The sequence below is a fragment of the Actinospica robiniae DSM 44927 genome (assembly GCF_000504285.1).
GTDB classification, from domain to species: Bacteria; Actinomycetota; Actinomycetes; order Streptomycetales; family Catenulisporaceae; genus Actinospica; species Actinospica robiniae.
Map to the genome: position 1 here is coordinate 8,728,714 of NZ_KI632511.1, position 12,848 is coordinate 8,741,561.

Annotated in this window: 10 protein-coding genes; 7 read left to right on the plus strand and 3 right to left on the minus strand. The window is 70.5% G+C overall.

Annotation, left to right across the window (positions count from 1 at the left end; translation table 11 throughout):
• Nucleotides 1-3 precede the first annotated feature (3 nt).
• The 4 genes from ACTRO_RS37545 to ACTRO_RS37560 all read left to right on the plus strand — a co-directional run bounded on the left by ACTRO_RS37545 (nucleotide 4) and on the right by ACTRO_RS37560 (nucleotide 4,652).
• Complete coding sequence (locus tag ACTRO_RS37545; protein WP_051452006.1) at nucleotides 4-921, plus strand: aminoglycoside phosphotransferase family protein; 918 nt, start codon at nucleotides 4-6, stop codon at nucleotides 919-921.
• Nucleotides 922-1,040: 119 nt separating this feature from the next.
• Nucleotides 1,041-1,724 (plus strand): adenosylcobinamide amidohydrolase, encoded by a 684-nt coding sequence (locus ACTRO_RS37550; protein ID WP_063628142.1) that lies wholly within the window; start codon nucleotides 1,041-1,043, stop codon nucleotides 1,722-1,724.
• Nucleotides 1,725-2,159: 435 nt separating this feature from the next.
• On the plus strand, nucleotides 2,160-3,428 hold the full coding sequence (locus tag ACTRO_RS37555; protein WP_084316841.1) for an HNH endonuclease signature motif containing protein: 1,269 nt from the start codon (nucleotides 2,160-2,162) through the stop codon (nucleotides 3,426-3,428).
• 585 nt (nucleotides 3,429-4,013) lie between these two features.
• Complete coding sequence (locus ACTRO_RS37560; RefSeq protein ID WP_034270933.1) at nucleotides 4,014-4,652, plus strand: nucleoside/nucleotide kinase family protein; 639 nt, start codon at nucleotides 4,014-4,016, stop codon at nucleotides 4,650-4,652.
• 14 nt (nucleotides 4,653-4,666) lie between these two features.
• On the opposite strand, the gene ACTRO_RS37565 is transcribed toward ACTRO_RS37560, so the two are convergent.
• Nucleotides 4,667-5,455, minus strand: coding sequence for a LysR family substrate-binding domain-containing protein (locus tag ACTRO_RS37565; protein ID WP_084316842.1), 789 nt, complete (start codon nucleotides 5,453-5,455; stop codon nucleotides 4,667-4,669).
• Between the two features lie 58 nt (nucleotides 5,456-5,513).
• On the opposite strand from ACTRO_RS37565, the gene ACTRO_RS37570 reads away from it, so the two are divergent.
• A complete protein-coding gene (locus ACTRO_RS37570; RefSeq protein ID WP_034270939.1) occupies nucleotides 5,514-5,954 on the plus strand; it encodes a DUF5997 family protein in 441 nt (146 codons plus the stop codon).
• A 293-nt stretch (nucleotides 5,955-6,247) separates the two neighbouring features.
• Nucleotides 6,248-8,770: a valine--tRNA ligase gene (valS, locus tag ACTRO_RS37575; protein ID WP_084317232.1), complete on the plus strand. Its 2,523-nt coding sequence runs from the start codon at nucleotides 6,248-6,250 to the stop codon at nucleotides 8,768-8,770.
• Between the two features lie 15 nt (nucleotides 8,771-8,785).
• On the opposite strand, the gene ACTRO_RS37580 is transcribed toward valS, so the two are convergent.
• Entirely contained in the window at nucleotides 8,786-10,750 is a 1,965-nt protein-coding gene (locus ACTRO_RS37580; RefSeq protein ID WP_051452007.1) for an ABC transporter ATP-binding protein, read from the minus strand.
• Between the two features lie 61 nt (nucleotides 10,751-10,811).
• Here ACTRO_RS37580 and ACTRO_RS37585 point away from each other — a divergent pair, with 61 nt between their 5' ends.
• On the plus strand, nucleotides 10,812-11,396 hold the full coding sequence (locus tag ACTRO_RS37585; RefSeq protein ID WP_051452008.1) for a hypothetical protein: 585 nt from the start codon (nucleotides 10,812-10,814) through the stop codon (nucleotides 11,394-11,396).
• Here ACTRO_RS37585 and ACTRO_RS37590 read toward each other — a convergent pair.
• Nucleotides 11,318-12,808 carry an MDR family MFS transporter gene (locus ACTRO_RS37590; protein WP_034270945.1) on the minus strand — a complete coding sequence of 497 codons (1,491 nt, stop codon included), beginning with the start codon at nucleotides 12,806-12,808 and terminating at the stop codon, nucleotides 11,318-11,320. The genes ACTRO_RS37585 and ACTRO_RS37590 overlap by 79 nt on opposite strands.
• Nucleotides 12,809-12,848 lie beyond the last annotated feature (40 nt).

Genomic DNA, 12,848 nt, shown 5'->3' on the forward strand with positions numbered 1-12,848 from the left:
TTTATGAACGTGGTACCCGCAGGTCTGCTGGCCTTCGGCCGCTGGCAGCGCGAAGGCGAGCGCGGACGCGCCTGGATCAGCGCGCTGCCGGACACGGTGAACGAGCTGCTCGGCCGCTGGGAGTTGGAACCCGACGGCGTGGCCGGCAACGGCTACAACGGCCTCGCCCTTCCGGTGCTGCGAAAGGCCGAGCCGGGTCGGCCGCAGCGGGAGCGGTGCGTACTCAAGGTCTCCTGGCCGGAGGAGTCCGCGGCCGGCCACGAGGCGCTCGCGCTCGCCATCTGGGACGGGCACGGCGCCGTCAGGCTGCTCGCGACCTCGCCCACCGAAGGCGCGCTGCTGTTGGAGCGCGCCGAGAGCGGCAAGCCTCTGAGCAGCGGGCCGCTCGAAAAAGCAGTTCCCGCGGCCGGGCGCCTCCTGCGTCGGCTCGCCGTCCCCGCGCCCAACGGGCCGCGGCAGCTCGCCGAGGTCGCGGCAGAGATTCGCGACAACGTCCGCACCCGCTGGGAAGCGCTCGGTCGCCCCCTCGCCGAGCAGCAAATCAGCCAGGCATGTGAGCTTGCCGACGGCCTGAGCCGCCGCACCGGCACCCTGCTGGTGAACCACGACCTGCACTACGACAACGTCCTCGCTGCCGAACGCGAGCCGTGGCTGGCGATCGACCCGAAGGTCTACATCGGCGACCCGGAGTACCAGGCGGCGCAACTGCTCTGGGCGCGCCTCGACGAGATGGACGGCCCCCGCGAGCTCAAGGCCCACTCCGGCGCGCTGGTCGACGCCGCCGAACTCGACCCAGAGCTCACCCGCGCCTGGATCGTCGTACGCTGCGTCGACTACCGACTCTGGGGCCTGGCCGCCGGATTCACCGAAGACCCACAACGCTGCGCAACCCTGATCGAGACCTTCGCCCCCACGTTCTAGCGTGATCCGGATCCTCCGGTCGCGCAGGCGATGCGTGCAGCGCGTCTTAGCCTGCGTGGGAGGATTCGGCTGTGGACATAGTGCGTGCGGCGCGGCTGGAGGACGGGGCGTGCCGGCACATGCTGGCCTGGCGCGCGGGCCCGGGATGGCGGATGGTCAGCTCGTCAGTCCTCGGCGGCGGCCTCGGCGAGCGCGAATGGGTGCTCAACGCGCAGGTCCGAGCCGGCTACGACCGGATGGATCCGGAAGCACATCTCCGAGAACTGGCATCCGGGCTGGACCTGAGAGGACCGGGCGTCGGCCTGATGACGGCCGCCTCGGTCGACGCGTTCGTCCACGCCGCCGACGACGAGGTCGAAGCGGTCGTGACGGCCGGCCTCGGCGTGCCGACCTGGGCCGCGGCCCCCGACCACGTGCCCGCGCCGTACCGCCCGGGCACGATCAACATCATCGCCGCCGTCCCTGCGGCGCTCACCGACGCGGCCCTGATCAACTGCATCGGCACCGCGACCGAGGCGAAGGTCCAAGCCCTACTCGACGCAGGCTACGACTGCTCCGGCACCCCCTCCGACGCCGTGTGCATCGCCGCCCGCACGGCCGCAGCGGCGGCCGGAGCGCACCCCGAACCCTTCGGCGGACCCCGTTCGCGTTGGGGCGCACGACTGGCACGCGCGGTATACACGGCCGTATACCAATCCGCATCAGAGGACGCGGCTCGCCGCGCGCACGGCGAGCCCGCCGTTCACGCGGAGACCCTCCAAGCCTGCACGGCGCCGCCGCTCGAGACCGTGCGGATCAGTTAGATAGCAATCTATTGATTGCCTCTCTGCAGGTCGGCGGGAGGATCAAAGTCAAAGGCGCCGCCGGCGGGCCCTCCGCCGAGGGGTGGGCGTTGTCGGGCTGGGGTGTCGTGGGTGGTCGGGTTGGTGGGGGTGGGGTTCGGCGGGGGGTTCTCGGCGTCGGGCACCCGGGGGCTATCAGCGTTGTGGCGGGGGTGCAACCGGCGGTGGTCTGGGTGGGCTGTCGCAGGATTTCGTTCTCGCCGGTTGCGCCCCCGCCACAACGCTGATCGTGCTGCGCATGCCCGACGCCGAGAACCCCCCGCCTCAGGGCAGGATCCTGCGCTCGCGCCCGGGCGGGTGCTCGTCTCGGATACCGCGAGCCGGACGGCAATCTCTTAGCGCAATCTCAGACTATTTGCCCAGATTCGCATCCTTTGTCACGGCAGACCCATATACTTGAAGTACGGGGACGGATACGAAGAGCAATGGGGGCGGGATGTGACCAAGGGGATCAAGAACACAGCGGCCGGAGATCCGGCGGCGCCGAGTGAGACTGAGATCGATTCGCAGATCGACACTGCCGCGTGGCAGGTACTCCAGCGAGCGCGGGCCGCAGATACGGGTGACCGTGGAGCCGGCGAGGAGGTGCTGCGGGACGCGGCGCGGATCGCCCGAAGCGTGCAGGCGTACCAGGGTCTGCTGCTGATGATGCTCGCCCAGGCCCAACGCCTCGGCGCGGTGCCCGGCGGCCTCGACACGTGGATCGCGACGCACCTCGACGTCACCGGCGGCACCGCCATCGGGATCATGAAGCAGGCCAAAGCGCTCGGCACGGATCCGCAGCTGACCGCGCCGCTGGCCTCCGGCAAGCTCGGTGCGGCCACGATCAGTGCCCTGACCCGCACCGCCCACGCCGTACGTCACGAAGATGAGCAGACCCGGGCCAAGGCGATGGCCGAGACCCTCGAAGTCGCCTCCCGCAACGGTGCGGACCGGGCGAAGCGGCACGTGCAGGTGCTCGAGGAGACGATCAATCCGGGCCGAGCCGGGCAGCACCTGGCGAAGGCGCGCGAACGCAGTTTTCTCAAGGTCAGCTCGACCGAGTCCGGGATGTGCCGCATCGAAGGCCTCCTCGACCCCGAACGCGCCACGATCTTCCGCGCCGTGATCGACCAGACCGTCTCCGCATTCCTCCGCGCCCGCCAATACGACCACACCGAGCTCGTGCCCGAAGACGTGCGCACCACCGAGCAACTCCAGGCCGAAGCTCTCGTCCGGATGGCACAGAATTTCGCGGCCACCGACGCCGCCGCCCGCGAAATCGCGTTCACCCTGCCCACCCTCTACACCGCGCCCCTCGACCCGCAGCAGGATGCGGGCCTGGCCGAGTCCGTCTACGGGGACATGATCCCCCGCACGATCCTTCCCCCTCCCGGCGCGCCCGGCGCCCACCTCCTCCACTACGGCGAGGACGGCCAGCCCGTCCTCCTCGATCAGGCGATCATCGATCAGAATCCTGCAGCACGTCTGGCCAGCGCCTCGCAACGCACCGCGCTCGCTTGGCGCGACCGCGGCTGCACCTTCCTCGGCTGCCGCCGCCCGCCGACGTTCGCCCTCCACGCCCACCACAAAATTCCGCACAGCCACCACGGACCGACCGTCCTCGACAACCTCACACTCCTGTGCTCCCCCCACCACGTCCTCACCCACCACGACCAGCGCTAAGCCACCCGCCGCGGCCGCCGTAGAATCCGTGCCACTCCACCACGCGCCTACCCGAACACGGACAGGGACGAGGCAGCGGACACCGGACCGCCGAATGCCACCCGCCGGGGCGCGAGCGCAGGATCCTGCCCTGAGGCGGGGGGTTCTCGGCGTCGGGCATGCGCAGCACGATCAGCGTTGTGGCGGGGGCGCAACCGGCGAGAACGAAATCCTGCGACAGCCCACCCCACACCACCGCCGGTTGCACCCCCGCCACAACGCTGATAGCCCCCGGGTGACCGACGCCGAGAACCCCCCGCCGAACCCCACCCCCACCAACCCGACCACCCACGACACCCCAACCCGACAACGCCCACCCCTCGGCGGAGGGCCCGCCAGCGGCGCCTTTGACTTTGATCTTCCCATCCACCCCATCCATCCACCCCATCCATCCATCACCCAGCCGCCACCCCACCCCAACTCGCCGCAACCGACCCCGCAGCCGCCGAACAGATCACAACCGAACAGATCACCAACTAGCGTCAGGCGAGGTCTCCGGCAAAAGTGGTCTCCGGCAAAAGTGATCTCCGGTGGAAGGATCGTCAGATGCGAGCGCGACCGATCTCACCGGACCTACTTGTCGAACACATCGCCGAGGCCGTCGACAGCCTGTCGCGGCCTCCGGGGACGCGGTTGGCGGTGGGGATCGACGGAGCCGGCCCGACCGGCACCGACGTCCTCGCCGAGCGGCTGGTGGAGGCATTGCGGCTGCGCGGCCGGCAGGCGGTGCACGTAGCCGCCCGCGACTACCTGCGCCCGGCCTCGCTGCGGTTCGAGCTCGGGCGCCACGATCCAGACGTGTTCTATACCGAGTGGCTCGACCTCAAGGCGCTCGACCGGGAGGTCTTGGCGCCGATCGGCCCGGACGGTAACGGCATGGTGCTGCCGCGGCTCTGGGACGCCGCGGCCGACCGGGCTTATCGCGCGCAGTACGTGCAGCTCGGTCCCGGCGGCGTTGTCCTGGTGGAGGGCTCGTTGTTGTTCGGGGTCGGCCTGGCCTTCGATCTGACGGTTCATCTATCCATGTCAGCCGCCGCGCTCGCGCGTCGCACCGCCGATGAGGACGCGTGGACGCTGCCGGCTTACCAGCGCTACGAGGAGGAACAGCAGCCGGTGGAGACGTCCGACATCGCGGTGCGCTGCGACGATCCGCGCCACCCGGCGATCGTCACGCGCGACGAGTGAGCCCGCAGTCGGGCCTAAGACCGGCGACGAGGCTTGCCGCGCTTCGGCGCCGCGGCCTTCTTGCGCGCCTCGCCGGACGGCCTTGCCGAACCTGATGCCTTAGACGTTCCCTTAGACGTTCCCTTAGACGTGGATTTAGAGGTGCCCTTGGCCGCACCCGCCCCCGCCGCCGCGTCCTGCTGCCGCCCGCCGCCGCGGGAGCTGTTCACCGTGCGTCCCCGTACGATCCCGATGAACTCCTCCACCAGGTCGGTCGTCTGCTCCTCCAGCCAGGACAGCGCGACCCGCGACTCCGGCGCGTCCGTCAGCGGCCGGTACGTCAGGTCTTTGCGGTGGTGCAGACGGGCCAGCGACTGCGGCACGACCAGCAGGCCCACCCCCGCCGCCACCAGCTCGATCGCGTCGGCCGTGGTCTGCGGACGCTCGAGCGCGGGCCGGCCCGGGAACTCCGCCTCGGTCCAGTCAAGGCTGTCGTCGAGCGGGTGGAGCACGAGATAGTCGGCGAGGTCGGCGAGGCTCGCCTCGTCCACGGCCGCCACCTCGTGGTCCTTGGGCACGACCACCACCGCGGTCTCCGCGTACAGCGGGATCGCGCTCAGGCCGGCCCGGTCGATCGGCAGCCGCAGCAGCGCCGCGTCCGCGCCGCCCTCGCGCAGCGTCGGCGCGGCCTCGGCCACCGGGAGCGGAACGAGGTCGAGGGGCACGTCCGGCACCCGCTCCGCCCAGATCCGGACCCACTTGCCGGGGGTCACGCCCGGGACGTACCCGAGTCGGAATGAACCGGTCTGCTCCGTGCCTGTCACCCGGTCAGGGTACCGGCCCTGGTCGGAGCCGCCGCGCGCGGTCGCTACTGTTGGACCTATGAGTCCGCACAAGACCACCCAGACGATGAAGCCCGCGACGGCCGCGAAGAAGCTGGGCATCCACCTCCAGGCCGCCCCCGCCGAGTTCCAAGAGGGTGTCGTCTCGCGCGACGAGCTCAACGCGCTGCAGGCGGACCCGCCGCAGTGGCTGCGCGACCTGCGCCGGGACGGCCCGCACCCGCGCGAGGTGTCCGCCGCCAGGCTCGGCGTCTCCATCGCCGGGCTCGCCCGCGGCGGGGTCACCGAGCCGCTGACCACCGAGCAGATCGAGCAGCTCAAGGCGGAGGAGCCGGAGTGGCTGGCGCACGAGCGCTCCACCCAGGCTGAGTTCCGCCGCGAGACCGTCCGGATCAAGGAGAAGCACCGTGCCGACGCGGCGAAGGCGAGTGAGCGGGCCCAGGGCGCTGGACCTGCCCGGCCGCGCCGTTCCCCGCGGTGATCAGCTGAGATGACGGCCGGGCCGAGGCGGTGAAGGTGAGTGAGCGGGCCCAGGGCCCAGGGTGCCGGGCCTGCCCGGCCGCGCCGTTCCCCGCGGTGATCAGCTGAGATAACGGCCGGCTGAGGCGGCGAAGGTGAGTGAGCGGGCCCAGGGCCCAGGGCGCCGGGCCTGCCCGGCCGCGCCGTTCCCCGCGGTGATCAGCTGAAATAACCTCGAAGCCGGCCGGGTCGGTCATTTACCATGAGCGCGAACGCAGTGTTCTGGCGACTGATCGAGAGGTGCGCGCGGTGACGATTCCGGAGAAGCCGTCCGTCAACGGCTTGGACGACAAGTGGGCACGTAGTTGGGCCGACGCTGGCGTCTACCGGTTCGTACCCGCCGCCGTACGCGAGCAGGTCTACTCGATCGACACGCCGCCGCCGACCGCGTCCGGCTCCCTGCACGTCGGGCACGTGTTCTCCTACACCCAGACGGACATCCTCGCGCGCTATCAGCGGATGCGCGGCAAGCACGTGTTCTACCCGATGGGCTGGGATGACAACGGCTTGCCGACGGAGCGGCGGGTGCAGAACTACTACGGCGTGCGGTGCGAGCCGTCGCTGCCGTACGACCCGGACTTCGTCGCGCCCGAGCTGGTGGGCAAGAAGGGCCGGCAGCAGCCGCTCCCGCTCGCGCGCCGCAACTTCGTCGAGCTCTGCGAGGTGCTGACGACCGAGGACGAGAAGGTGTTCGAGCACCTGTGGCGTCGCCTCGGTCTGTCCGTGGACTGGTCGATGACGTACACGACCATCGGGGCGAAGGCGCAGAAGGTCTCGCAGACGGCTTTCCTGCGGCTGCTCAGTCGCGGCGAGGCGTATCAGTCCGAGGCCCCGACGATGTGGGACGTGGACTTCGGCACGGCGGTGTCGAACGCGGAGATGGTGGACAAGGACCAGCAGTCCGCCTACCACCGGCTGCGCTTCACCGTCGACGGCGCGCCCGTGCAGATCGAGACCACCCGGCCGGAGCTGCTGGCCGCCTGCGTGGCACTGGTCGCGCACCCGGATGACGCCCGCTACCAGGCGTTGTTCGGCAAGGAGGCGGTCACGCCGCTGTTCGGCGTGCGCGTCCCGGTGCTGGCGCACCCGCTCGCCCAGGTGGACAAGGGCTCGGGCATCGCGATGGTCTGCACCTTCGGCGACCAGACCGATGTGGTCTGGTGGCGCGAGCTCGGCCTGGCCACGCGCACGATCATCGGCCGGGACGGACGCCTGCTGCAGCTGGACTTCAGCGAGATCCCTTGCCAGGAACCGGAGAAGGCCGCCAGCGCCTACGCCGGTCTGGTGGGGCTGAGCGCGACGCAGGCGCGCAAGGCCGTCGTGGCCCTGCTGGAGCAGGCCGGGGCGATCGAGGGCGCGCCGCGGCCGATCGTGCACCCGGTCAAGTTCTACGAAAAGGGCGACCGGCCGCTGGAGATCGTGAGCTCGCGGCAGTGGTTCGTGCGGACGGTGCGGGACAAGGAAGCGCTACTGGCCCGCGGTGGGCGGATCACCTGGCACCCGGCGCACATGAAGGCCCGGTACGACGACTGGGTGCGCAACCTCAACGCGGACTGGCTGATCAGCCGGCAGCGGTACTTCGGCGTGCCGTTCCCGCTGTGGTACCCGCTCGGTGCCGACGGCGAGCCCGACTACGCACACCCGCTCGTGCCCGACGAGGCCGAGCTCCCGGTGGATCCGCAGAGCGCGGTCCCGGCCGGCTACACCGAGGAGCAGCGCGGCACGCCCGGCGGCTTCGTCGGCGAACCGGACGTCATGGACACCTGGGCGACCTCCTCGCTCACCCCGCAGCTGGCTTGCGGGTGGCTGGACGACCCGGAGCTGTACGCGGTCACCTACCCGATGGACCATCGTCCGCAGGCCCACGACATCATCCGCACCTGGCTTTTCTACACGGTCGTGCGCTCGCATCTGGAGGCCGACGCCACCCCGTGGCGCCACGCCGCGATCTCCGGCTTCATCCTGGATCCGGACCGGAAGAAGATGTCGAAGTCGCAGGACAACGTGATCACGCCGGCGCACCTGATCGACGAGTACGGCCCGGACGGCGTGCGCTACTGGGCCGCGCTCGGGCGTTCCGGCACGGACATGACGTTCGAGCCGCAGCAGATGAAGGTGGGTCGCAGGCTCGCGACCAAGATGCTCAACGCGGCGAAGTTCGTCTACTCCTTCGGCGAGCCGTCTGCGGACGCGCAGGTCACCGACCCGCTCGATCAGGCGCTGCTGCGGACGTACGCCGAGACCGTAGCCGAGGCGACCAAGGCTCTGGATGCCTTCGATTACACGTCCGCGCTGGTGACGGCCGAGCGGTTCTTCTGGACGTTCTGCGACGACTACGTCGAGCTGGTGAAGGACCGTGCCTATGCGGGCTCGGATTCTGCCCGGCTGACGCTGCGCCACGCGCTCAACGGCGTGGTCCAGCTGCTCGCGCCGTTCATCCCGTTCACCACCGAAGAGGTCTGGTCCTGGACGCACGAGGGCTCGGTGCATCTGACGCGGTGGCCGGAGCCCGACGTGGCCGACGACGCGGCCGAAGCAGCAGCGCCGCTCGGGCTGCTGAGCCTCGCCTCGGAGGTGATCGGCGCGATCCGCCGGGCCAAGACGGCGGAGAAGCTCTCGATGCGCGCCGATGTCAGCACGGTGATCATCACCGCCGACGAGGTGCGGATCGAGGCGATCCGCACCTTCGAGCGCGACGTGCGGGCAGCCGGCCACATCGGCGAGATCGCGTATGAGGCCGGGGGAGAGCTCGACGTCAAGCTCGTGTCGGCACTGTAGCGAGCCGGGGCCTTCTCACTCCTCGAGTGCGAAGGACTCAGCCTGCAGCCGGTACATCTCGGCGTAGTGGCCGGCGGCCTGCATCAGCTGCGCGTGCGTCCCCTCCTCGATGATCCGGCCGTGGTCGAGCACGATGATCCGGTCGGCGTGGCGGACGCTGTTCATCCGATGGGTGATCAGGATGACGGTGCGGCCCTCGGCCAGGGTCATCACCGTCTCGAACGCCTTCTGCTCCGCCTTCGGGTCCAGGCTGGCGGTGGGCTCGTCGAGCAGGAGGACGGGCGCGTCCCGGAGGAAGCTGCGGGCCAGCGCGATCTTCTGCCACTGGCCGCCGCTCAGGTTCACCCCGCCGAAGAACTCGCTGGCGATCAGCGTGTCCAGGCCCTGCTTGAGCTCCTCGATCACGGTGTCGGCCCCGCCGCGCTGGGCTGCGACCAGCACCGCCTCGTCGTCGTGTTCGACGTCGGGGCGGCCGACGGCGATGTTCCACCGCGCCGTGAACGGCCAACGCTCGAAGCTCTGCGGCAGCAGGCCCACGTGTGTGGCGGCGGCCGGGCGGTTGAGCTCCGTGAGCGGCACGCCGTCCCACAGCAGCTGACCCTCGGTGGGCAGGTACAGGCCGGTGATCAGTTTGGCCAGCGTGGTCTTGCCCGAACCGTTCTCGCCGACGAAGGCGATCACCTCACCGGCCTGGATCTTCAGGTCGAGGTCGCTGATCGCGGCCGTTTCCTTGTTCGGGTAACGGAACGTCAGGCCGCGTGCCTCGATCACCTCCGGCGGACCCTGCGGAGCCGGTGTGTCGTCGGGGATGCGCGCGTGTTCCGCCTGCTCGATCGCGTCGGCGAGGTCGATCAGATAGAGGCCGTACTCCACCGTCGAATTCAGCGCCGAGATCATGCCCGCGAGTTCTCCGGTGCCCTTGCCGATGGCGAATACCGCCGTGCCCGCGGTGGCCAGCGGGATCTGGCCGTGCCAGGCCAGGTAGCCGAGCACGATGTAGGTCAGTGCCGTGGTCGTCCCGGCGATGGTCCGGGAGACCAGCGAGGCCTTCGCCGCGTAGCGGGCGAGCCGTGCCTGCTCGGCCTCGTTGTGCTCGGAGAGCCGGTCGTGGTGCGCGAGCAGCAGTTTGCCCACACCGTGCAGCCGCACCTCCTCGGCCGGCTCCTGATCGACCATCAGCTGGGTGAGCCGGGTCTGCTGCCGCACCTTGGCCAGCCACTTGAGCCGGGAGGCGTTGCGGCGCCGGGTGATCACCAGCGTGGCCACGCCGTCCGGGATGACGGCCAGGATCAGCAGCGGCACCAACTCCCATTTCAGTGCTGCCAGTACGCCCGCGGCGGCGGCGATACCGGCCGCCGCGGTGATCAGCGCCGAGATCTGTTCGAGCATGTACTCGGCCCATCCCGCGCCGAATTGTGCGGCGGCGATGAGGTCTTTGAATTCGGGCTGCTGGAAGCGAAGCAGCTCGACCCGCACCGCGCGCTCAAGCAGCTCCCGGTAGGCGAGCCGGGCCACCTTCGGGCGCAGTGCGCCGCTCGCGGCCCGTCCGGCCACGCCCAGCAGCGCGGCGCACATCGCTGCCGCGCCGACCACCAGCAGCGAGGGGATGGCCGCACGCACCCGGCCGGGGGTCGGGCCCTCTGCCAGCAGCGAGACCAGCACCCGTTGGGTGGCCAGCAGGCCGAACGCGGTGAAGACGCCGTTGGCGATCTGGCAGGCCAACAGCGTCACCACCGCCCGGGCGTCCGTGCGCCAGGACAGCCGCAGACACAGCCCCATCACCTCGGGCAGCCGGCGGCTGAGCGTGCGCAGGGACATGTTCACGAATTCTTCGTCGTGCCGGTTCCATCCGGCCGACCACTTGTAGCCGGTGCCGAAGAGCGGATCCGCGTGCTCCGCCCCCGGTTCGGCCTCGTCCACGATGTCGGCGGGCTCGGGTTCCTCTCCGATGCCCTCGGCAGCCCCCAAGGCGGCCGTCATCCCCCGCGCTCCTCACGGTCCATGCCGGGCTCTTACCCGGAGTCTCGGCATAATCAAGCGGGTGACCACTGACGCTGAGATCCTCGAGCAACAACGCGCCCTCCAACGCGAGGCGGATTCCGCCGTAGCCGAACTGGGCCTTGACACGGCCCTGGCGGCCTTCGGCGACGCCGTGCGCACCGGCAGTTCGGCGCTCGGACTGATGGTCCGCCCGGACATCGACATCACCGTGTGCTGCCATGCCCTGGACGCCGCGATCATCGGAGACGTGATCGACCTCGGCGGGCGGCTGGCCCGGCACGACCACGTCCGCCGCGTGCTCTTCCGCGACGACACCGGCTCCTGGAACGGGGAGCCGGAGCAGTATCCGGACGGCGTCTACCTCGGCCTGGGCTTCCGCGCCGGCGCCACCGGCCGGGAGTGGAACGCGGACATCTGGTTCGTCGACGAGCCGGACCGGCAGCCGGATCTCGCGCATCTGCGCACCCTGCCGTCCCGGCTCACCGACGAGGCCCGGGTGACGATCCTGCGGATCAAGCACGCGCGCTCGGCGAGCGGCGCGACGATCTACGAGGCCGTACTCGACGCCGGCGTGGGCTCGCCGGAGGAATTCGACGCCTGGCTCGCGGCCGCCGGCTCCCGCTGAGCGCCGGGCAGCCACAGCGAGAGCAGCACGGCGACGAGGGAGAAGCCGGCGGACCACCAGAACGCCAGCTGGAACGCGTGGTCCGGGGCGGCCGGATGCGCAGCGATGGCGCCTTCCAGGATCACCGCGAGCACGGCGGTGCCGAACGAGCCGCCGATCTGCTGCGTGGTCCTGGTCAGCACGCTGGAGTGCGGGATTTCCTGCTTGTCCAGGCCTATGTAGGCGGCGACCATCACCGGCATGGTCACCGCGCCGAGCCCGAACCCGCGCAGCACCAGCCACCCGGCCAGCTGCCACGCGCTGGTGTGCGGCCCGGCGAGTGCGAACGGGACGGTCGCGGCGGCGACCACGGCGAAGCCGGCCGCCGCGATCACGCGCGAGCCGAAGCGGTCGATGTTGCCGCCGACGACGATCCGGGAGCCGATGGCGCCTACGCCCTGCGGCACCAGCATGACGCCGGCGGCGAGGGCGCTGCTGCCGCGGATCTGCTGGTAGTACAAGGGCAGCAGCAGCATCGCGCCGTAGAGGGAGAAGCCGGAGAAGAAGAGCACTGAGCTGGCGGAGGCGACCGGCCGCCGGGCCAGCAGCCGGATTTCGACCAGCGGGCGGCGGGTGCGCAGTGCGTAGACGGTGAAGGCGATGAGCAGTGCGGCGCCGATGATCAGCGGGATGACGACGTTCGGGTGGGCGAACCCGCCCGCGGTGCCCGCGTTGGCCAGGCCCAGCAGGACCACCGAGGTGCCCGGCGCGATCAGCAGGAGTCCGGGCAGGTCGAGCTTCGGCCGGCCGGCCGCGGCGTCGGCGCCTCGGCGGACGGGCGATTCGGGGTTCAGGTGGCGCCAGGCGAGCACGATGCCCAGGACGCAGAACGGCACGTTCACCCAGAACATGAACCGCCAGTCCAGGTGGGTCAGGATGGCGCCGCCGACGACCGGGCCGAGGATCGGGCCGAGCAGCGCGGGCAGCGCGACGTAGGTGACCAGGCGCCCGAGCGACTTGCCGCCCGCGGCCTGGAAGATCAGCGTGGTCATCACCGGCAGCATCAGCCCGCCGCCCAGGCCCTGCACGACCCGCCAGCCGATCAGCGCGCCGATGTTCCAGGCGAGGCTGGCGCCGACCGAACCGACCAGGAAGACGGCCAGGGAGAAGATCCACAGCCGTTTCCCGCCGAACCGCTGCAGCCCCCAGGTGCTGAGCGGTACGGCGATGCCGAGCGCCAGCAGGTAGCCGGTGGTGACCCACTGGACCGTGGCGACCGAGGTGTCCAGCTTCGCGGCCAGCGTGTGCAGGGCGACGCTCACGATCGTGGTGTCGAAGATGACGGCCATGGCCCCGACGATGAGGATCAGCGCGGTTCTGACCAACGCGGGGTCGAGCTTCTCGGGTGCGGCCTTCGCCGGTGTCCGGGCCATGCCCAGCCTCCTGGATAAGAGATGACTACCTCTCTTAGGA